This window comes from Pseudidiomarina taiwanensis (genome assembly GCF_003987435.1).
Classification (GTDB): Bacteria; Pseudomonadota; Gammaproteobacteria; order Enterobacterales; family Alteromonadaceae; genus Pseudidiomarina; species Pseudidiomarina taiwanensis.
Genome location: NZ_PIQG01000001.1, coordinates 676,355 through 696,826 on the forward strand (window position 1 = coordinate 676,355; position 20,472 = coordinate 696,826).

The 20,472-nt window shown below is 51.5% G+C and carries 23 protein-coding genes, 1 tRNA gene and 1 other annotated feature; of the genes, 12 read left to right on the plus strand and 12 right to left on the minus strand.

The features are described from left to right. Positions 1-31 precede the first annotated feature (31 nt). Entirely contained in the window at positions 32-511 is a 480-nt protein-coding gene (gene gpt, locus CWI83_RS03205; protein ID WP_126825612.1) for a xanthine phosphoribosyltransferase, read from the minus strand. Positions 512-613: 102 nt separating this feature from the next. On the opposite strand from gpt, the gene CWI83_RS03210 reads away from it, so the two are divergent. Then, on the plus strand, positions 614-934 hold the full coding sequence (locus CWI83_RS03210) for a 2Fe-2S iron-sulfur cluster-binding protein (RefSeq protein ID WP_126825615.1): 321 nt from the start codon (positions 614-616) through the stop codon (positions 932-934). Positions 935-937: 3 nt separating this feature from the next. Here the strand turns inward: CWI83_RS03210 and CWI83_RS03215 are convergent, their stop codons facing one another. Genes CWI83_RS03215 through prmB form a run of 4 tightly spaced genes read right to left on the minus strand, consistent with a single transcriptional unit; the run spans position 938 to position 4,716 of the window. After that, on the minus strand, positions 938-2,089 hold the full coding sequence (locus CWI83_RS03215; protein WP_126825617.1) for an ATP-NAD kinase family protein: 1,152 nt from the start codon (positions 2,087-2,089) through the stop codon (positions 938-940). Beyond that, a complete protein-coding gene (locus tag CWI83_RS03220) occupies positions 2,090-2,635 on the minus strand; it encodes an elongation factor P hydroxylase (RefSeq protein ID WP_126825620.1) in 546 nt (181 codons plus the stop codon). It abuts the gene before it with no gap. A gap of 12 nt (positions 2,636-2,647) precedes the next feature. Continuing rightward, entirely contained in the window at positions 2,648-3,760 is a 1,113-nt protein-coding gene (gene aroC, locus CWI83_RS03225) for a chorismate synthase (protein ID WP_126825623.1), read from the minus strand. Positions 3,761-3,777: 17 nt separating this feature from the next. After that, on the minus strand, positions 3,778-4,716 hold the full coding sequence (gene prmB / locus CWI83_RS03230; RefSeq protein ID WP_126825626.1) for a 50S ribosomal protein L3 N(5)-glutamine methyltransferase: 939 nt from the start codon (positions 4,714-4,716) through the stop codon (positions 3,778-3,780). A 105-nt stretch (positions 4,717-4,821) separates the two neighbouring features. Between prmB and smrB the strand changes: the two genes are divergently transcribed. Next, positions 4,822-5,352: an endonuclease SmrB gene (gene smrB, locus CWI83_RS03235; RefSeq protein ID WP_126825629.1), complete on the plus strand. Its 531-nt coding sequence runs from the start codon at positions 4,822-4,824 to the stop codon at positions 5,350-5,352. 4 nt (positions 5,353-5,356) lie between these two features. Here the strand turns inward: smrB and sixA are convergent, their stop codons facing one another. The 3 genes from sixA to CWI83_RS03250 are packed head-to-tail and all read right to left on the minus strand — an operon-like array spanning position 5,357 to position 6,630. Further along, positions 5,357-5,836: a phosphohistidine phosphatase SixA gene (gene sixA, locus CWI83_RS03240; RefSeq protein WP_126825632.1), complete on the minus strand. Its 480-nt coding sequence runs from the start codon at positions 5,834-5,836 to the stop codon at positions 5,357-5,359. Then, positions 5,837-6,190, minus strand: coding sequence for an RnfH family protein (locus tag CWI83_RS03245; protein ID WP_126825635.1), 354 nt, complete (start codon positions 6,188-6,190; stop codon positions 5,837-5,839). After that, complete coding sequence (locus CWI83_RS03250; protein WP_126825638.1) at positions 6,187-6,630, minus strand: type II toxin-antitoxin system RatA family toxin; 444 nt, start codon at positions 6,628-6,630, stop codon at positions 6,187-6,189. Before CWI83_RS03250 ends, CWI83_RS03245 begins: the two co-directional genes overlap by 4 nt. A 108-nt stretch (positions 6,631-6,738) precedes the next feature. Here CWI83_RS03250 and smpB point away from each other — a divergent pair, with 108 nt between their 5' ends. The 7 genes from smpB (at position 6,739) to trpA (ending at position 14,124) form a co-directional block, all read left to right on the plus strand. Next, positions 6,739-7,215: an SsrA-binding protein SmpB gene (smpB, locus tag CWI83_RS03255; protein WP_126825640.1), complete on the plus strand. Its 477-nt coding sequence runs from the start codon at positions 6,739-6,741 to the stop codon at positions 7,213-7,215. Positions 7,216-7,372: 157 nt separating this feature from the next. Then, positions 7,373-7,475, plus strand: a sequence feature (Trp leader region). Positions 7,476-7,535: 60 nt separating this feature from the next. Continuing rightward, positions 7,536-9,107: an anthranilate synthase component 1 gene (locus CWI83_RS03260; RefSeq protein WP_126826066.1), complete on the plus strand. Its 1,572-nt coding sequence runs from the start codon at positions 7,536-7,538 to the stop codon at positions 9,105-9,107. Further along, positions 9,104-9,712 (plus strand): anthranilate synthase component II, encoded by a 609-nt coding sequence (locus CWI83_RS03265; RefSeq protein WP_126825642.1) that lies wholly within the window; start codon positions 9,104-9,106, stop codon positions 9,710-9,712. Before CWI83_RS03260 ends, CWI83_RS03265 begins: the two co-directional genes overlap by 4 nt. 18 nt (positions 9,713-9,730) lie before the next feature. Then, the gene (gene trpD, locus CWI83_RS03270) at positions 9,731-10,735 is read left to right on the plus strand and encodes an anthranilate phosphoribosyltransferase (RefSeq protein ID WP_126825645.1); all 1,005 of its coding nucleotides are present in this window, start codon (positions 9,731-9,733) and stop codon (positions 10,733-10,735) included. Further along, positions 10,728-12,116 (plus strand): bifunctional indole-3-glycerol-phosphate synthase TrpC/phosphoribosylanthranilate isomerase TrpF, encoded by a 1,389-nt coding sequence (gene trpCF / locus CWI83_RS03275; RefSeq protein ID WP_126825648.1) that lies wholly within the window; start codon positions 10,728-10,730, stop codon positions 12,114-12,116. The genes trpD and trpCF overlap by 8 nt, the downstream gene beginning before the upstream one ends. Beyond that, positions 12,113-13,318 carry a tryptophan synthase subunit beta gene (gene trpB, locus CWI83_RS03280; RefSeq protein WP_126825651.1) on the plus strand — a complete coding sequence of 402 codons (1,206 nt, stop codon included), beginning with the start codon at positions 12,113-12,115 and terminating at the stop codon, positions 13,316-13,318. The genes trpCF and trpB overlap by 4 nt, the downstream gene beginning before the upstream one ends. Then, complete coding sequence (gene trpA, locus CWI83_RS03285) at positions 13,315-14,124, plus strand: tryptophan synthase subunit alpha (protein WP_126825654.1); 810 nt, start codon at positions 13,315-13,317, stop codon at positions 14,122-14,124. The genes trpB and trpA overlap by 4 nt, the downstream gene beginning before the upstream one ends. On the opposite strand, the gene CWI83_RS03290 is transcribed toward trpA, so the two are convergent. Next, on the minus strand, positions 14,090-15,001 hold the full coding sequence (locus tag CWI83_RS03290; RefSeq protein ID WP_126825657.1) for a TIGR01777 family oxidoreductase: 912 nt from the start codon (positions 14,999-15,001) through the stop codon (positions 14,090-14,092). The genes trpA and CWI83_RS03290 overlap by 35 nt on opposite strands. A 94-nt stretch (positions 15,002-15,095) precedes the next feature. On the opposite strand from CWI83_RS03290, the gene CWI83_RS03295 reads away from it, so the two are divergent. Both CWI83_RS03295 and CWI83_RS03300 read left to right on the plus strand, forming a co-directional pair. Continuing rightward, the gene (locus tag CWI83_RS03295) at positions 15,096-15,650 is read left to right on the plus strand and encodes an inner membrane-spanning protein YciB (protein ID WP_126825659.1); all 555 of its coding nucleotides are present in this window, start codon (positions 15,096-15,098) and stop codon (positions 15,648-15,650) included. An 11-nt stretch (positions 15,651-15,661) separates the two neighbouring features. After that, positions 15,662-16,534, plus strand: coding sequence for an alpha/beta hydrolase family protein (locus CWI83_RS03300; protein ID WP_126825662.1), 873 nt, complete (start codon positions 15,662-15,664; stop codon positions 16,532-16,534). Here CWI83_RS03300 and CWI83_RS03305 read toward each other — a convergent pair. Beyond that, a complete protein-coding gene (locus CWI83_RS03305; RefSeq protein WP_126825665.1) occupies positions 16,531-19,044 on the minus strand; it encodes an ABC transporter permease in 2,514 nt (837 codons plus the stop codon). The genes CWI83_RS03300 and CWI83_RS03305 overlap by 4 nt on opposite strands. Then, a complete protein-coding gene (locus CWI83_RS03310; protein ID WP_126825668.1) occupies positions 19,034-19,714 on the minus strand; it encodes an ABC transporter ATP-binding protein in 681 nt (226 codons plus the stop codon). The genes CWI83_RS03305 and CWI83_RS03310 overlap by 11 nt, the downstream gene beginning before the upstream one ends. Positions 19,715-19,716: 2 nt before the next feature. Here CWI83_RS03310 and CWI83_RS03315 point away from each other — a divergent pair, with 2 nt between their 5' ends. Beyond that, a complete protein-coding gene (locus CWI83_RS03315; RefSeq protein ID WP_126825670.1) occupies positions 19,717-20,361 on the plus strand; it encodes an arylesterase in 645 nt (214 codons plus the stop codon). Between the two features lie 17 nt (positions 20,362-20,378). Here CWI83_RS03315 and CWI83_RS03320 read toward each other — a convergent pair. Then, positions 20,379-20,454 (minus strand) — tRNA-Glu (locus tag CWI83_RS03320). Positions 20,455-20,472: the final 18 nt, after the last annotated feature.

Here is a 20,472-nt window from a genome sequence, read left to right on the forward strand (position 1 = left end):
ATTGAAAAAGCCGAGCAACTGCTCGGCTTTTTTATTCGCCCGCCATCGGCGTTTCATACTGCGCAATCATATCCCACGGGAAATGAATCCAACGCTCTTGGGCCACATCAATAACATAGTTATCAACCAATGCCGCGCCTTTGGGTTTGGCATAGATAGTGACAAATTTTGCTTTGGGAAAGCGCGTACGTAAATAACGAAAGGTATTGCCACTATCCACTAAATCGTCAACGACCAGAAACCCTTCACCGTCTTCACTAACAGCAGCATCTTTGATCAACTCAACCTGCTCGCGCTGATCTTGATGATCATAAGAACTGACACAAATCGTCTCTACTTGCTTTAAATTTAACTCACGCGCAAGAATTGCAGCAGGCACTAGCCCGCCGCGTGAGACGGCGATAATACCACGCCACTGGGTTGCTGGCAGTTGCAGCCGCGCAAGCTCTCGAGCCGCACGCTGCAGTTCATCCCAACTGACAAAGTAATCCTGTTTTTCATTCCAACTCATAACTATCCTTCAGAGAGCTAATCCCGCTTATAATTCATGGTTAAATCATAGCGTAAATTGGCGTAAAATAAGAGCATTATCAAAGCCACTGAGACCCTATAAATGCCTAAAGTAATCTATAAAGACACCCATGGCGGTGAATACGAAGTTGATGTGCCGGTGGGCGAAAACCTTATGCAAGCCGCGGTCGACAATATGATTGACGGAATTCTAGGTGAGTGCGGTGGCGTGATGTCCTGCGCTACCTGCCATTGCTATGTCGATCCTGCGTGGGTCGATAAGCTCCCTGCAGCAGCTGAGTTCGAGGAAGATATGCTCGATATGGCGATTGACCCGCAAGAAAATAGCCGTTTAAGCTGTCAAATCGAAATGACCGAAGCACTCGATGGTATTGTCATTCACCTGCCAGCCCGACAATTTTAAGGCTTAATCCCCGGCGAGAGTCACAAATACCTCGTCATGATAGCCGCAAATGACCCGGATCATCCCGCTCCATGCATGGTTTAGCTCTGGGTCACCACTATCCATTCGCAGCGGTCGCTCACCTAAACCTTGCAGTTTGTTCTTGCTCGCCACAATCCAAATATTGTCGCGCCCAACGCGACGCAGTAGTTGTGCGCTCAGTTGCTGATTTCCGCGCCCAAAAATATGCCCTTGACCACCAATCACAGTGACCACAATCGTCACTGGACCTGCGTGTGCCTCGACCAAATCAAGCAATTCTTGGGCGGTGGCATCGGTTGCAATAACCTGCTGATTTTTGACCACATCGACCCCAAGCAAGGTATTCGGCAAGTCGAGTTCAGTCATAATAAAATCGACTGTTGAACCAGATCCCATAATGTATAGGTGGTCATCTTCCATGCGCTCAATCACGTCGGCAGCAATATCGGCAAGCACTAACTCATCACTCTCTTTGCCGCCCATTTTGACCGCTTGCACGTAACGTAATTCAGCCGGAACCAACATCTCACCGTAGCGCTTTGCCCGCACTGTTCCTTGGCGAAACGCGGCTTCATCAATATCCATGACATCAGCGGCCGTCACCGTGGTTAATTTACCCTGAATAATTTGCTCAATCACACGCCCAGCTGCGGTTGGGCTCACCGCATAAACGCCTGAGTGAATCTTAACTCCAGCGGGGATACCAAGTACTGGACGTTCCTGCTCAAAGTCCTGGCTGTAGACGCTACAGATATCTCGCGCCGTCCCATCTCCCCCGGCGAAAAGGAGTAAATCGAGTCGTTGTTGCTGCGCCAAAACGGCCGCAAGCTGACGCGTATCCTCTGCGCTGGTATAGCCTTGTTGTGGTCCCTGATAAACGACCTCGTAGGCGAACCCGAGCTGCTCCAATAAATCAGCACCAAGCGCACCACTGCCGGTTTTAAATTGCAACCGATCAGCATACGGCTGCAGTATCTTTAACGTCTGTGCAACGCGCTCGGGGGCGCGTGGCTGGGCACCTCGGGCAAGCGCTGCCAATGCGGTTTCAAGCCCATCGCTGCCCTTCAAAGCAACACTGCCACCAAGGCCTGCTAAAGGGTTAACAATCAGTCCTAATTGATAGCGATAAGACATTTAAGAATACTCCACAGATACTGGCATTGCTGGCTCTCTTTGCGGTGGCCAAGGGCGTTGGTAGAATTTGGCAAGAGCCTTGCAAAATCGTTCTGCCCGCGCCGGCATGCCGTGCTCTAAATACCCTTCAACTTGCTGCCACACCCGCGCTTGGAAGCCTTGTCGATCAACCTCCACGCCGCTGAGGTTATCAACACTCACTTGAAAGCGCACTCCGGCAGCTAAACTAAATAACCACTCAAGCGCTTGCGGTTTGATTTCAACTTGTTCGAACGCGCGTTGCTGATCGGCATCGCGGCCATCGGGATGATACCAATAGCCGTAGTCAAACATTTGGCGGCGCTGCGCACCGGCAATACACCAGTGGGCAATTTCGTGCAGTGCAGACGCATAGAACCCATGGGCAAAGACAATTTCAGCCGGATCATCGCCGCGCGCCGGTTGATAATAGGGCTCATCAGTGCCCGCCACGAGAATGGTGTTGAATTCACACTCAAATTCTTGCGCAAATAGCACTTGCAACTCGTGATAATGATAAGACGGCATGAGCTTCCCGCGCTATTCAGCTGACTTAGCCGCCAGCTTAGGTGTGCTCACAGACACGTCAGCATTTTGGCCGCGATGACGTAAAAAATGATCCATCAGCACTAATGCCAACATGGCCTCCGCGACAGGAACACCACGGATCCCGACACATGGGTCATGCCGACCCCGCGTGACCACCGAGACGGGTTGTCCGTCGACATCGATACTGTCGCCCGCGATGGTAATACTCGAGGTCGGTTTAAAGGCGATTTCAAATACCAAATCTTGACCTGTGCTGATTCCCCCTAAAACACCTCCACTGCGGTTGCTGCGAAAACCACTTGGGGTTAATTCATCACGATGCTCACTGCCGCGTTGCGCCGCTACGGCAAAGCCATCACCGCAGGAAACAGCTTTCACGGCATTAATACTCATCAAAGCTTTGGCCGCGTCAGCCTCAAGTCGATCAAATATAGGCTCCCCTAACCCCACCGGAACCCCTGTTGCCTCGACCCGAACCCGCGCACCAACTGAATCGCCGGCTTTTTTCAAGTCGCGGATAAGGGCATCAAATTTTGCAACTAAGCTCGGATCGGGGCAGAAGAAGTCGTTTTCCGCCGTTGCCGCCCAATTCAGCGACTGCGCATCACAGTTGCTTTGATGCGGGCCAATTTGTACCACTCCAGCGCGAATCTCGATACCTTGCTGACGCAAGAAGAGTTTGGCAATGGCTCCTGCCGCCACCCGCATAGCCGTTTCTCGAGCCGATGAGCGCCCGCCGCCGCGATAATCGCGAGTGCCATATTTATGCCAGTATGTGTAATCGGCGTGACCGGGACGGAATAAGTCCTTGATAGCACTATAATCTTTGCTACGTTGATCAGTATTTTCAATCAACAAGCCAATCGGTGCACCGGTAGTTTTGCCCTCGAATACTCCGGCGATAATTTTTACTTGGTCTGCCTCACGACGCGCCGTGGTGTAACGACTTTGACCCGGTCGCCGCCGATCCAGCTCAACCTGGATATCCGCTTCGGTTACTGCAAGCCCCGGTGGGCAACCATCAATAATCGCCAGTAAGCCAGCACCGTGACTCTCGCCACAGGTGGTCACGCGAAATAATGTTCCCCAAGTGTTTGCACTCATAACGGGCCTCTCAATCTTTATTCAGTCGCGCTAAAGTCAGCATGATGCGCCATTAATTGCTCGCGGGTCAGTAAGAAGACCCCATCACCACCGCGCTCAAACTCAAGCCAAACAAATGGAACGTGTGGATAGGTTGCGGCTAACGCCAACATCGAATTCCCCACTTCACAAATAAGGATCCCGTTCTCACTTAAATGCTGTGGCGCCTCACGTAAAATCGTCCGCACCAAATCTAAGCCATCTTCCCCTGCCGCTAGACCGAGCTCAGGCTCGTGCTGGAACTCTTCCGGCAAACTTGCCATGTCAGCAGCGTCTACATAGGGTGGATTGGTTACAATCAGATCGTAAACCTGCCCCGGAATCGCTTGAAATAAATCAGATTGGATCGGAATGACGCGCTGTTCTAGCCCGTGATTCGCGATATTTATCTCGGCGACCGCAAGGGCATCAGCTGACAAGTCGAGGGCATCAACTTCAGCCTCAGGAAACGCGTAAGCACAGGCAATTGCAATACAGCCGCTGCCGGTGCACAAATCTAGGATGCGCATCGGTTGATGCTGCAGCCAAGGAGAAAATTCTTGCTCGATGAGTTCGGCAATGGGTGAACGCGGCACCAGCACGCGCTCATCAACCACAAATGGTAGCTCTGCGAACCAAGCTTCGCCGGTGATATAGGCGGCTGGGCGGCGCGTTTCAATGCGCTCGACCACCCAAGTGTATATTTGTTGACGTTCGGGTTCACTGAGTTGCGCATCGGCAAATTGCTCCAGTTGCGCGAAATCCAGGTGCAACGCCGCACTCAGCAGTGCTTGGCTCTCGCTCACAGCATTATCTGTGCCATGCCCAAAATAGACCTCACAGCGCTGCAGGCTTGAGACCGACCAACGCAACCAATCGCGAATAGTAGAAAGTTGCGATAACTGCTCGAAAGCATCGATTTGGGCGCTGACTGTCATGCGTTTCTCCGTTTCCCCGCGACACTTTTAGCGGGCTATTTCTATGTTAAACTGCAATGACCTAGAATACCTTAAAAGCCATCATTTGGCACGGTTGAAATCACCATGAACGATGAATCTGACGAGCTTGAATTATTCCGCCAAGCGGTGAAGGTCGATAAACGGGTGCAAGCTGATACCGTCGAACCGGTCCGCGCCAAACCGGCCTCTGCGCCAGTGCGCCAGCGTCATCAGCAACGCCAACAAAGCGCCAGCGTGCAGTTCTCTGATGATTATCGTGCTCACTTTGCTGAGGGACCGGTGCGCTATGTTGCCGAGGGTGATGACCCCTCACTGGCGCGGCAATTACGCCGAGGCCAGCATGTACCGGATCTTATCCTCGATTTACACGGGCTCACTCGCGCCCAAGCCGCGCTCGAACTGCAGGCACTCATTGATAGCTGTTATCGGCAAGATGTGAGTTGCTGTAGTGTGATGCATGGATATGGTAGCGGAGTCCTTAAACAACAGGTTCCGCACTGGCTGGTGCAACACCCATTGGTGCGTGCATTTCATCAAGCACCACGGGAGTTTGGTGGGGATGCGGCCCTGCTGGTGTTAGTGCGCACTAAAAGTTCAGAGTCGCTCGCTCTGTAACAGCTCAGCTCGGTTGTATGACCGCGCTGACGATGCCACGCGACTGGCGTTGCTCGATATCGACCCGCACCACTGCAGCAGTTGCGAATAACGGACACTGCTGGTCAAGGCTGAAATGCTCAACCAAGTAACTGACAAGAGGCATATGGCTGACGATTAAGATCCGCTCAGCCGCTGGATATTTGAGCTCCAACAGCGCGAGCAAACCATCGCCAAATTGGCTCGCATCCCCGGCCGGAGTACATTCGTGTGATTCAATAACATCGGTAGCTGGGATTTTAGCTAAAACGGCTTGTGCGGTCTCTCGCGCACGCTGATATGGACTGTGAATCAGGACATCAAAATGGCTTAGCTCGGTGGCAAGTTGCTCGACTACTTGAGCGATTTCGGTATGACCAAGTGGGCTCAAACAACGCTCTGCATCATCTTGTCCTAACCGTGCCGGCTGAGCGTCACCATGGCGCATAATGTATAAGCTCAGCATTTAGTCTTCATCCGCATCAACTTTACTGCGCTTGCGACCGCCGGTAACCGGGTCTGCACGCCCTTCATGTTTCGCCTCTTCAGCGCGTTTGCGCCGCACCGCTTTCGGATCTGCAATCAAGGGGCGATAGATTTCAATGCGATCACCATCGCGCACGGTTTGCTCAAGTTTGACCGCTTTACTCCAGATCCCCACCTTCTGCTCAGTCAGATCAATTTCCGGAAAACTGCGGATAATTCCGGATGCATCAATCGCTTCAGCAACTGTCGTGGTGCTTGCTACCCGTAACGGAATAATTTGTTGGCGCTCTGGTGTCGCATAGGCGACTTCAATATGAATCAGTTCCTGACTCATCGCGAGCCACTTCCATAGACTTGTTGGGCCCGTTGTACAAAAGCATCAACCATTCGGCTTTGGAGCTCATGGAATACTTTCGCAAAGGCCATGCCGAGCAACCGATTAGAGAACTCAAACTCAAGTTTAAGTACAATCTTACAGGCATCATCGGCAAGCGCATGAAATTCCCAACCGCCCCGCAAATATTCAAACGGGCCATCAACGAGTTCCATGTCAATCGCTACGAATGGGCGCAAAGTATTGCGGGTCGTAAAGGATTTACTGATCCCAGCTTTGGCAATGTCGACTTTGGCGACCACCGCATCAGCATCACGTTCAATCACTGTGGTAGAACGACAACCTGGGACAAATTCTGGGTACGCCTCAACCTGATTCACCAGAGCGTACATTTGCTCACTGCTGTATGGTACTAATGCGCTTCGTTCGATACTCGGCATTATCCCCTCGATTCACTTCGCTGTTGTTTGCACATTGCAGTTAAATTTGTTCGCATCATACCCCAAAACAGACTGTGAATCATCCGCTCTTTGCGTATAATACGCGCCATGAGCAAAGCAAAGAAATCAACTAATCCAGGAACTATCGCGCTGAATAAAAAAGCGCGCCACGAATACTTTCTGGAAGACAAATTTGAAGCCGGTATTGAACTACAGGGCTGGGAAGTGAAAAGCATCCGAGCCGGCAAAATCAATATCTCGGATACCTATGTCATTATCAAAAATGGTGAAGCCTATTTGCTTGGTGCACAAATTCAGCCGCTCCTCTCCGCTTCCAGTCATGTCGTCTGTGATGCCGAGCGCAGCCGTCGACTCCTGTTGAAGCGGCGCGAGCTAGACAAGCTGATAGGTGCCAGTGAGCGGGAGGGCTATTCAATTGTCGCTACAGCCATGTACTGGAAGCGCCATTTGGTCAAGCTTGAGATTTACCTCGCCAAAGGGAAAAAATCTCATGATAAGCGTGACACCATCAAAGAGCGGGATTGGCAGCGCCAAAAAGAACGAATTTTAAAACATTCCCATTAAGCCGTTGACAGCTATTACGCTTGTCATTATGGTATAGGGAGTTTCCTGAATAAATTTATACAACTTACCTATACAAGCTAGGTAAGACCGAATTAAAACGGATTATTTTAGTATGCAAATTTTCGCGCAACAGACCCAACAAACCAGCGTTTTAGCAACTGCTTGGTGGTGGCATTTCCCGACTCCGCGGGCGATGTAACTGTGCGTATCTAATTGCATGCAAGTTTCTCGAAGCCCGCTCCCGTAGCGGGCTTTTTTGTGGCTCCGATTCATAACAGTGAAACAAGAAGTGAAACCAAGAAGTGAAACAAGAATTAACGATGGAAAACTTCACCACCCCTGGCGCGATACAAAGCCTAACTTTGTCACTCCCATACAGCAGTGACACCTTAGCCCTGTATCAACGTTTAGAAAAGACGACGGATACCTTGTTGCTCGACTCAGCAGAAATTGACTCGCGCGCAAATTTGAAAAGTATCTTATTAATCCAAGCCGCACTGTCCCTCACCTGCAACGGACAAACTGTCACCATTACAGCACTGACCTCAAATGGTCAGCAATTACTGCCTTGGTTAATTGAACAATTAGAAGGTTGTGCACAGCTCGAACAAACCGATGAGCACACCTTGCAAGCGCAGTTTAGTCAGCCCGATGCGAGCCTCGATGAGGATAGTCGCTTACGTCAAGCCAGCAATATTGAGCCGTTGCGTATTCTTCAGCATGCACTGAAGCGCCAGCATCAGCATCCTCTTGAAGTGTTTTTGGGCGGGATCTTTGCCTACGACTATGTTGCTAGTTTTGAGCAACTCCCTCATGTTGAACTTGGCGAAAACAGTTGCCCCGATTACCAGTTTTATCTCGCCGAAAGCTTGCTCATCGTCGACCATCAACAACAGCAAAGCGAACTTATTGGTAGTCTTTTTAGTGGTCCTGACAGTGCAGCCATATATCCACAGTTAGTGAGTCAACTCGCGGCCACCGCAGCGCGGCTCCAATTACCTACCGCGCCAGCTCCGCAGCATACTCAAGCAGCAGCGACTGAAGTTGAGGTGCAGCCAAGTGCTGCCGAATTTGCTCGGCACATCCAGAGCCTGCAAGAACATATTCTCGCCGGTGATATCTTCCAAGTGGTGCCGTCGCGACGCTTTCGGTTGCCCTGCTCAGATACCATTGCAGCCTATCGACGCCTGAAGCAGACCAATCCATCACCCTATATGTTTTTGCTCCGCACGGCTGATTTTGACTGCTTTGGCGCCTCACCCGAGTCCGCTTTAAAGTACACCGCAAGCTCTAATCAGGTTGAGCTGTACCCGATTGCCGGAACTCGCCCGCGCGGTAAAGATAACGAAGGTGCCATTCACCCCGACTTAGATAGTCGGTTAGAGCTTGAACTCCGACTTGACCAAAAAGAGTTGGCTGAACATATGATGTTAGTAGACCTTGCGCGCAATGACCTCGCTCGCGTAGCTATACCCGGAACACGTTATGTTGCGGACTTACTTAAGGTCGACCGCTACTCCCATGTGATGCATCTTGTCTCGCGCGTGGTTGCTCAGTTGCAACCAGAATTAGACGCACTGCATGCCTATCGCGCCTGTATGAATATGGGAACCTTGGTCGGTGCGCCAAAAATTAGCGCAGCAACACTTATTCGTGAAGTTGAACACGTTCGTCGCGGCAGCTACGGCGGCGCCATCGGCTATCTCTCCGGTAACGGTGATATGGATACCTGTATCGTGATTCGCTCAGCATTTGTCCAAAATGGCATGGCAACCATACAGGCGGGCGCCGGGGTGGTCTACGACTCGGTCATCGAGGCTGAAGTCAAAGAAACTGAAAATAAAGCACATGCGGTCATCGAGGCCGTGCGCTGGGCGGAGACGAACACATGAATCAACAAGCTGCACGAATTATTCTGATCGATAATTACGATTCATTTGCCTATAACTTAGTCGATGAACTTCGGCAATTAGGCTATCCGTTGACTATTTTTCGAAATCAGGTTGCCGTTGAGCACATCATCGCGGCGCTAGAATCCTATCAGGGACCACAATTACTCTGTATATCGCCAGGCCCTGGCCATCCGCAAGAGGCAGGTAACCTGCTGCAATTAATTGCTAAGAGCAAAGGGAGATGGCCAATACTTGGCATCTGTTTGGGTTTTCAAGCGCTTGTTCATGCCGCCGGTGGCGTCATTGATCGCTGCGCAGAGGTCCGTCATGGCAAAAAAGATCTGGCTGAAACCACGTCTGAACACCCTATTTTTAATGGGCTGAGCAAACCATTAACGATTGCCCGTTATCATTCACTCAGTGCCTACCAACTGCCCGCTTCGGTCAAAGTATTGGCGCGCACTGGGCAAGTCCCTATGGCTGCCTACTTCGAGGAGTATCATGCGCTTGGTTTGCAGTTTCATCCCGAATCCATTTTAACGACTGAAGGAAGCCAGTTACTCCGTCAGTGTGTCGAATTTTTGCTCCCCGTAGCATCAACATAAACGAGCTGTAATAGAACTATGGAAACCATTAAACAACTCATCGCTGGTCAAGCCCTTTCAACTGCGCAAAGTGAGAAGCTATTTCAACACTTAGTCAAAGGCGAGTTGACCGAAATTCAGATTACTGCCGCCTTGGTAGCGATGCACATGCGCGGAGAACAACCCGAGGAAATGGCCGGTGCTGCACAAGCGCTGCGACGAGCAGCGAAAACCTTTCAACGTCCGAACCGGCTACTGGTGGATAGCTGCGGTACGGGCGGCGATGGCAGTCATACCATTAACATTTCAACCACGACCGCGTTAGTGGCGGCCAGTATGGGGTTAACCTTAGCCAAGCATGGCAACCGCAGTGTAACTTCGCGTTCAGGTTCAGCTGATGTGCTTGAGAGCTTAGGCCTGTCGGTTACACAAGACCCTGCGATTGCTGCGCAGCAGCTCGCCCAGTTTAATTTCTGCTTCTTGTTTGCGCCCCACTATCATCCGGGGATTCGCTACGCTCAACCCGTTCGGCAAACCTTAAAAACACGCACTCTATTTAATTTACTCGGACCGCTGGTCAATCCAGCGCGTCCCGACGTACAACTGTTAGGTGTGTATGACCCTGATTGGTGTTATCCGATGGCTTCCACACTGTCTTTGCTGGGGTGTCAGCGAGCAATGGTTGTGCACGGCTCAGGACTCGATGAAATAGCGCTGCATGGCAGCACTAAAGTGGTGGAACTGCGCGACCAAGAGTTACATGAATATGAGCTGACGCCAGCCGATTTTGGTGTGCCCCAAGCTGATGTCAGCGCCTTGCGCGGAGGTGATGCCGACTATAATGCCCAAGTTTTAATGCGTATCCTTGGCGGTAACGGTGATCCAGCGCACAATCATGCCGTAGCGGTTAATGTGGCAGCACTCCTTTATTTGGCAGGTGAACAGAGTGATCTGCGCACTGCCACAGCGGCTACCCTGGCGCATCTTGAGAGCGGTCAGGCACTCGCGCATTTACAACAGTTACAGGAGTTCAATCGTGGCTGAAACGATTCTCAACGAAATTGTCGCCAAGCGTCGACATAGTATCGAGCGACTTGCGGAGAATTTTGACCTCAGCGATCTAGAACGGCAGCTCGAGCCGTCACAGCGCAGCCTTGCAGCCGCGTTATCAACTCCGCAAGCCGGCTTTATTCTTGAGTGTAAAAAAGCCTCTCCATCAAAAGGCTTAATTCGCGCCAACTATAATGCCGCCCAGATTGCCCAGGCCTACCGCCCATATGCAGCGGCCATTTCAGTGTTGACTGAACCTGATTACTTTCAAGGTGATTTCGCTGATTTAGCCGCAGTCAGTGCGACCGTCGATATTCCAGTCCTGTGCAAAGACTTTATTGTCACTGAACTGCAAGTTTTACTGGCTCGCTACTATGGTGCCGACGCAGTTCTGCTGATGTTATCGGTGCTTACTGACGATGAGTATCGAGCGCTTGCTCGCCTTGCTGCCGATTATCAACTCGATGTCCTCACTGAAGTCAGTACCGCCCAAGAAATGCAGCGCGCGAAGCTACTTAATGCCAAGATTATCGGCATCAATAACCGCAATCTCCATGATCTAAGTATCGACCCACAACGCAGTATTGAACTCAGTCAGCTGGCCCCACCAGAGGCGCTTTTAGTCGCTGAATCTGGATTTTCGAGCCAGCAAGCCGTGCGAACGACAGCGCCCTATGTTAATGGCTTTTTAGTCGGCAGTGCGCTGACGGCCCAAGCGGATATCGATCGGGCCTGTCGCCAGCTTATTTTCGGCGAGCATAAGGTCTGCGGTTTAACCAAGCCTGTTGATGCCCAGCTGGTGCGCGCCTGTGGCGGCTATTATGGTGGGCTTATCTTTGTGCCAAGCTCTCCACGGGCAGTAACACTTGCTCAGGCGCAAGAAATTTGTGCCGCTGAAGCGGGCCTTGATTATGTTGCCGTGGTGCAAAATATGGCGCTCACGGAGCTTCTCGAACTGGCACGCCAAGTGCCTATTGCAGCGATTCAGTTACATGGTGAAGAAAGCCTGGCTTATGTCACCGAATTGCGCGCTAGCTTGCCAGATTCAGTCGCCATCTGGCGCGCTGTTGCAGTTACAGAGCCCCTATCCGAGCTATCAAATAGTGCAATCTCACGCTACGTCTTAGACAATCAGCACGGTGGCAGTGGCATGCCCTTCAACTGGGATTATCTTAACCCACTCACGGCAAGCCAACGTCAACACGCTTTGTTAGCCGGAGGCATCGGGCCAGAACTGATGAGCAAAGCCCTTGAAATGGGTTTTAGTGGGCTTGACATGAATTCAAAACTCGAACGTATACGGGGGCAAAAGGACCCTGTAGTCATCGCAAAAGCATTTAAACTCATCCGCAACTACGGACGACTTTCATCATGAATCAAACTGAAAAACTCTCTCCTTATTTTGGCGATTTTGGCGGTCAATTTGTGCCAGAAATTTTGTTACCGGCACTCGACCAGCTGGAACAGGCCTTTATCGATGCGCAAGCCGATCCAAGCTTCCAAGCTGAATTCAGTGATCTGCTGAAAAATTATCTCGGTCGCCCAACGCCACTGAGCCTGTGCCGTAATCTGCCATTGCAGAGCCCAAATGGCACCAAGATCTACCTCAAACGAGAAGATCTGCTCCACGGTGGCGCGCACAAAACCAATCAAGTTCTAGGCCAAGCACTGCTCGCGAAACGAATGGGCAAACAGCGCATTATTGCCGAAACCGGAGCAGGTCAACACGGCACCGCAACTGCCCTTGCCTGTGCTCTGCTGGGGCTGGACTGCACCATTTATATGGGTGCAAAAGATGTCGAGCGGCAGCAGCCCAACGTGTTTCGAATGGAGTTAATGGGCGCGAAGGTGGTCGCAGTTGACACCGGCTCAGGTACCCTTAAAGACGCAGTAAATGAAGCCATGCGCGATTGGACCGCCAGCTATAAAGATACCCATTATCTGCTTGGCACGGCTGCGGGCCCGCACCCCTTCCCAACCATAGTACGCGAATTTCACCGTATGATTGGCGCTGAGGCCAAGGCGCAAATTATTGAGCAAGCCGGGCGCTTACCTGATGAGGTGATTGCATGTGTGGGGGGTGGCTCGAATGCGATTGGCATGTTCGCCGAATTTATTGATGAGGCTGATGTTGCTTTGGTTGGCGTGGAACCCGCTGGTAAAGGTGTTAAAACCGCTCATCACGGTGCCACGCTAGCGGCAGGCAAGCCGGGCATTTTGCACGGCTGTAAAAGTTACCTGATGCAAACCGATGAAGGCCAAATCGAAGAGAGTTATTCGATTTCCGCCGGACTCGATTATCCGGGGGTTGGCCCACAACATGCGCACTTACTCAGTATCGGTCGCGCCCGTTATGAATCAGTCGACGATGAAGAAGCGCTGGCGGCATTCCAAATCCTCGCTGAGCACGAAGGTATTATTCCGGCACTAGAGTCTGCCCATGCGCTTGCTTACGCATTGCGCCGTGCAGCTGAACCCGATGCTCCAGAAATATTATTACTCAACCTATCCGGTCGCGGTGATAAGGATATTGATCATGTCCGCCGTGTCCTCGCTGCCCGCGGAGGTGATGCATGAGCCGTTATGCTGACATGTTTGCGCGCTTGCAAGCCCGCAACGAAGGGGCTTTTGTACCCTTCGTAACGCTCGGTGATCCAAACCCTGAACTCAGTCTGGAGATTGTTCGCTGTCTGGTGGCAGCCGGTGCCGATGCACTCGAGCTAGGTCTGCCCTTTTCTGACCCGGTAGCCGATGGACCAACGATTCAACGCGCCAATATTCGTGCCTTAGCCAGTGGCACTAAACGCCAGCACTGTTTCGAGATTATCCGCCAAATCCGCGCCGAGTATCCGGACTTACCAATTGGTTTGTTGGTTTATGCCAACTTGGTCGCAAGTCACCCACTGCACGAATTTTATCAACAGTGCGCTGATGCTGGGGTTGACTCCGTGTTAGTCGCAGACGTTCCTGCGCGCGAGGGTAAAGCCTTCAGTGAGGCGGCAAAAGCAGCCGGAATTGCACCCATTTATATCGCCCCACCGGACGCCTCAGCAGAGCGGCTGGCAACGATTGCGGCCGCCAGTGAGGGCTATGTCTACTTGCTCAGCCGCGCCGGCGTTACTGGGGCTGAAACGCAAATGCAAACCCCAACCCATGAAACCATTGAGCAATTGAAAGCCTATGATAGCGCACCACCGTTATTAGGTTTCGGCATTGCCCAGCCGGAGCATGTACACGCCGCACTGAGCGCAGGCGCTGCGGGTGCGATAAGTGGTTCAGCGGTGGTTCAACGGATCGAGCAATATCAACATGAACCAGAGCGTTTACTGACTGAACTCAGCACCTTTGTTAAGTCGATGAAGGCGGCAACAAGCAATCTTTAAGGGCTTCTTCCAGTTCGGGGTATCGGAACTGATACCCCGCCTGCTGAATGCGTTCTGGCAGCACCAGCTGCCCCTTTAATAACATCTCTGAGAGTTCTCCTAGCATCAGTTTCAAGGCAAATGCAGGGACTTTCATAAAATGCGATTTGCGCAATACTTTGGCCAAACAGGCACTGAATTCAGCTTGCGCCAGCGGGGTTGGTGCAGTGCCATTAAATACCCCCTGACAGGCCTCATGTTCAACTAGATAGCAGATGATACCGACAATATCGTCCAGGTGAATCCAAGAAAAACCTTGTTTCCCATCCCCTAGTGGTCCGCCCAAGCCGAGCAAATATGGAGGCAGCATTTTCGCTAGCGCGCCCCCCTCTGGAGCCAGCACGACGCCGGTTCGAATCACGCAAACACGGGTTTTCGGCTCAGCTAAAAAGGCTAATCGTTCCCACTCAGCACAAAGCTGATGTGCAAAGTCATCCGCCTCAATCGGCGTACTTTCAGTCACGGCTTGTTGGTCGCGCGGACCATAGATGCCAATCGCTGAACCACTAATAAACACCGCAGGTGGATGACTGCAGGCAAGAATCTTTTCACTTAATTGGCGAGTGATATTCCAGCGACTCTGCTCTAGGCGCAATTTCTGCCGATCCGACCAACGCTTATCTGCAATCCCCTCACCCTGTAGGTTAATGACAGCATAAAACTCGCAGAGGTCGGTTAAGCTCTCAAGGTTCTCAATAAATTGAACATCAGCCCCAAGCAGTTTACGCGCGGCTTGTGGGTCGCGGGTAACGACCGTCACCTGATAGTCAGGTTTAAATTTTTTGACGAGTTCACGCCCTATCAAACCGGTTCCACCGGTGATCAGAATTTTTTTCATGACTGCCTCACTCTCTCCTGCTTGTGGCTAGTATAGCCTAAGCTTTTCTGGCACACTTCTCTAGCCCATCGCAGCACCAACATGAGGGTTTGTCATGCTGTTTTTAATCGAATATGTACCACTTATTGCATTCTTTTTAGCTTATATCTGGGCTGACATATTCACTGCCACTGCAGTTCTGATGGCGGGCACCTTATTGCAGCTTGTTGCGCTAAGGCTCAGTAAAGAACCGATCACCACCCGTCACTGGATTGTCTTTGTGATGGTGATGCTATTTGGGGTACTGACTCTAATATTACGCGACGAATGGTTTTTGAAGATCAAAGTCTCAGTAATTTATGCAGCGATTGCCCTGTTCTTATTGATTGGAACCTGGTGGGGTAAGCGCAGTCCGCTGCAGAGCTTACTGGGGGATGAAATCAAACTGCCGCATTTCGCATGGCTCCGCTTGACCTATGCCTGGGTGGTTTTTAGCCTTATCTTGGCCGCAATTAACCTCTACATCACGCTTTATTTAAGCCTAGATATTTGGGTTAACTTCAAAGTATGGGGGATTTTAGCGGCGACGCTTATCTTTTCCGTGGGCTCTGGTGCGTACATGTTCAAGTACCATACCGACACCGAGAATGACAAACCTGAGACCGAGTAAATCCCGAGAGCATGTATACTGAACACCAGATTCATAGCGCAGCCGAGCGCATTATCACCCTGCGCCATTACCATGGCAGCCGTGAGCGTGGCGAGACTCCCAAAAAGACACTGATTTTGGGCCCTGCCCTTGGAGTTCCGCAACGTTTTTATCAAACCTTCTGTGGCTGGTTAGTCAGCGCCGGCTATCAAGTGGTCAGTTTTGATTATTATGGCATTGGTGACTCTCGCCATGGCTCCTTACGTCGACAAGACACCGGCGTGCTGCAATGGGGCGAACTTGATGCACAAGCGGTGATCGATTGGACCGAGCGCCACTGTCAAAGCTCCAAGCTAGTTTGGTTTGCTCATAGCGTCAGTGGCCAATTGTTTGGCTTTATTCCGCGTACCGATGCAATTGCCGAGGTAATTACCATTGCCACTGGCAGTGGCTACTGGCGCGAGAACACCCCGGCGCTAAAACCCAAAGCATGGGTATTATGGAATATCCTGGTGCCGGTTTTAGTCCCGCTGTTTGGCTATTTCCCCGGTCAACGCGTTGGAATTGTCGGAGATATCCCGAAAACAGCAATGTGGCAATGGCGCCGCTGGTGTTTGCACCAGGACTATATCTTAGGGGTTGAAGATGACCACATTCGCGCACGTTTTGCTGCAGTCAAACAACCGTTACAGTCGGTGCATATTGCTGATGATGAGATGCTCACTGAGCGCAATGTTGCGCAAGTTCACGACTTTTATGTGAATGCTAAGCAGCAGCGGATGATCTACCACGCCCAGCAATTTGGGCTCGAACGCTTGGGCCATTTTGATATCTTTCGGCAAAGTAAAACGGGGAAGGTTTGGTCGCAACTCTACCTTCCCCTACTTGAGCAGCATCCGCTTTAAGCAAGCCCTCGAATCAACTGTGCCGTATTGCGGCGAATCAATTGTGCACAGGCGAGACGGCCCATCACACCGACCACAATCGCACCTGCTGCGGGGCCAAGCAGCCAGAAACGCCAGTGAATCGAGGCACTCATGTCAAACACCTGGACTTGTAGGATATAGAGCGCGGCTTCCATCGCCAGAGTCGCGATCAGGCCGCTAATTGCTCCAAGAATGACAAACTCATAGGTTACACTGCGCGATAACAGGGCTGCAGGTGCGCCTAACGTTCTGAGAATAACCAGTTCTTTCTCGCGCTCCTCCATTGATGCTTGCACCTGTGCTAACAGCACCAAGATGCCAGCAATCAGCACCAACACCAAAACGAAGCCGATAGCCAGGCTGACCTGGCTTATCACTTCTCGCAATTGCATCATGATGGCATCAAGGTCAATTAACGAGACTTGTGGATAGGGCCGGAACAACTCAAACAACTCGTTTTTACGCTCTGCTTCTAGGCGGAAGCTAGAGATGTAAGTCGCTGGAAAATCCGCCAAGGTCTGCGAGTTAAAGATCATATAGAAGTTCGGTTGTAATGAGCCCCACTCGACTTCGCGAATACTGGTCACTGGTGTAGTAAATACGTTCCCACCAATATTAAACTCCAGCACATCGCCCACATTGAGCCGCATCCGCTCGGCGACCTCACTCTCAATCGAGACCTGCGGTCCAGTTTGTGCATCAAACCAAGCGCCTTCGATGACCGTGTTATTGGGTGGCAAGCTGTCACGCCAAGTCAGCGACAACTCACGTCCGAAGCCTTCACGACGTTCTTGGGTTTGCGCTTGCGCCGACTGATCATCTTCTTTGGTGACCTCATCAATCACCGGTACCCCATTCACCGCGGTCATACGACCCGGTACGATCGGATAAAGATCCGTCGAGACAATATCGCGTTCAGTAAAGTCTTGCTGTAACGAGTCGACATCGCCTGGCGCAATGTTAATCACGAAATAATTCGGCGCATCATCCGGCAGCTGTGCTTGCCAATCAGCTAATAAATCATCTCGCAATGCGAGCACCAACAGCAGCAGCATAATCGCCGTGGTGAAACTTAACATCTGCACTGAGTTGGCTTGGGCGCGCCGTTGTAGTCCGGCCATCGCCAACCGCCATGCACTCCCTGCTTGCATCCCAGCCTGGCGACTGGCACGAATAAATAAGCGTCCTACCGTCAACAGCACCACGGCGGCAATCGCACCGCCAACAAATAATGCCAGCGACAGTAACCATTGCTGGGAATATAACAATAACAAGGCAAAAATGGTTCCACCTGACGCCAACCAATGCAGCCAGCGCAGTGAGTCAGTGCCAGTTAATTGTCGGTTTAATACCCGCAACGGTGGGATCTGTACTAACCTCAACAATGGATAGAGGGTAAACATCACGGCGCTTACCAAGCCCGTGCCGCCCGCCAATACATAAGGTTGCCAGCCCGCTTGCGGCAGTGTCGTACCGAGGTATTCGGCAACAAAGTAAATCACTGCAGCTTGTAATAGCCAACCGAGTGCCATCCCCACGGCAATACTAAATAAGGTCAGTAGCAACAGGTGAGTCACGAACACTGCTTGGATCTGCGGCTTGCTCGCCCCTAAGGTTTTGAAAATGGCGACTACATCGTAATTCCGTTGACAGTAGCGCTGCGCTGCGACCGCCACCGCCGTCGCTGCCAATACCACCCCTAACAGGCTCGCCAACAACATGAAACGCTCAGCTCGGCGCAAGCTCCGCGCGAGCGGTGAGTCGCCATCCTCAACACTGCGCCAACTGTGCGTCGCATCACTCAGTTGCGGCAATAACCAATCCTGATAGCGTTGCAGATCATCACTTTCACCAGCGTACAAGATGTTGTAGCGCACGCGCGAACCCTGCTGAATAAGCCCGGTTTCAGCCAACTCTTGATAGCGAATCAGCACGTTCGGACTATCGGTAAAGACCGAAAAACCAACGTCAGGTTCATAGCTCAGTACTTGCGTGACCGTAAATTGCTTGTTACCGACCTCAATGGCATCCCCAAGTTGTAAATCGAGCTCTTGGAACAAAGCTGCCGCGACCCAAGCCTCGCCCGCGCCGGGCAGACCTTCAGCGATACGGTCTTGACCAAAGGGCTGCTCGGCAATGCGCAATTCCCCGCGCAAAGGATAGCCCTCTGACACGGCTTTTACATCGATAAGCGCCAACTGGTCCTGGGCAAACGCCATCGAGTTAAAGACCACCCGATGGGCATATTGTAGATTCTCTTGCTGCGCTTGTTGCAACCATTCGGTTGGCACCTCGCGTCGTGACGAGAGCACGCGATCAGCCGCCAGAAATTCGGCACTGCGCGCGGTTAACCCAGCTTGCAAGCGCTCGGTGAACACACTTAAGCTCAATACTGCGGTGACCGACAGCACAATCGCTGCAGCCATAATGGTGAGTTCACCGCGTTTTAGCTCCTGCTTTAATAAGCGCCAAGAAATTCTACGCCACATCGCGTGTTTCCTCGGTCAATTGGCCACCATCCATGCGCAACACGCGCTGACAGCGCTGCGCCAGCTCGGCATCATGAGTCACCATAACTAACGTGGTTCCCGATGCTTGATTCATCTCAAACAGTAAATCTTCAACTTTGTTCCCAGTCACTGAGTCAAGATTTCCGGTTGGCTCATCGGCGAACAAGATTTTTGGCGTTCCGACAAAAGCCCGAGCGATCGCAACCCGCTGCTGTTCTCCGCCTGACAACTGATTCGGGTAATGCTGGAGTCGTTCTGCCAAACCAACCTTAGCGAGTAACTCGCGCGCTTGTTGCTCAGCATCTTTGCGCCCTGCCAATTCAGCTGGCAACATCACGTTTTCCAGCGCCGTTAAACTTGGAATAAGCAAAAACGATTGGAAGATAAAACCAACCTTATCAGCGCGAAGTTTCGCCCGCTGCTCTTCATCCAAATCGCTCAATTTAACGTTATCTATAATAACGTCGCCCGAACTGGCTAAATCAAGGCCTGCGAGCAGGCTCAGTAAGGTCGATTTACCTGAACCTGAGGCGCCAACAATAGCGACGGTTTCGCCAGCTGCGATTTGCAAGTCAATCGGCTGAAGAATGTGTAGAATACCCTCAGAGGTATTCACTTGTTTCTGTAATTGAGTGGTTTGAATAAGCATTTATGAAAAACTTCCTAGTCAAAAGTGTGCTCACAGTAGCATGGATATGGGTTCTTATTGTAGGTATACGTCCAGTTGCCGCAAATGTCTCACTCGTCGTTCTCGGTGATAGCTTGAGTGCGGGTTACGGCATGGCACAATCGGAATCTTGGGTCGGAGTTTTGCAGCAACGCTGGCAGCAATCCCACCCCGACATTACCCTTATCAACGCCAGTATTAGCGGTGATACGACTCAAGGCGCACTGAACCGTTTAGCCGGGGTACTCGAGACCCATCAACCAGATTATGTTTTCGTCGAACTTGGCGGAAATGATGGCTTGCGCGGTTTCAATCCTGCAACAATTCAAGCTAACTTGCTGGAAATAATCGATAAAGCGCAGGCAGCAGGTGCCCAAGTTGCGCTCAGTCAAATCCGTATCCCACCCAATTATGGTCCACGCTATAACGCCATGTTTGCTGAGCTATATCCAGCCACTGCAGCCCAAGCAGAGATCCCGTTACTGCCATTCTTTATGGAGCAAATCATTGTTGATGAGAGCTTGATGCAAAACGATGGTATTCATCCAAATCGCGACGCACAGCCGCTGATTGCAGATATTATGGAACCGAAATTGCTAGCTTGGCTTGGTCGTTCTGAAGAAGAGTAAATACGAGCAAAGAAATGTGGCGTCCCCTAGGGGATTCGAACCCCTGTTACCGCCGTGAAAGGGCGGTGTCCTAGGCCTCTAGACGAAGGGGACCCCGGACATTTTGTGCAA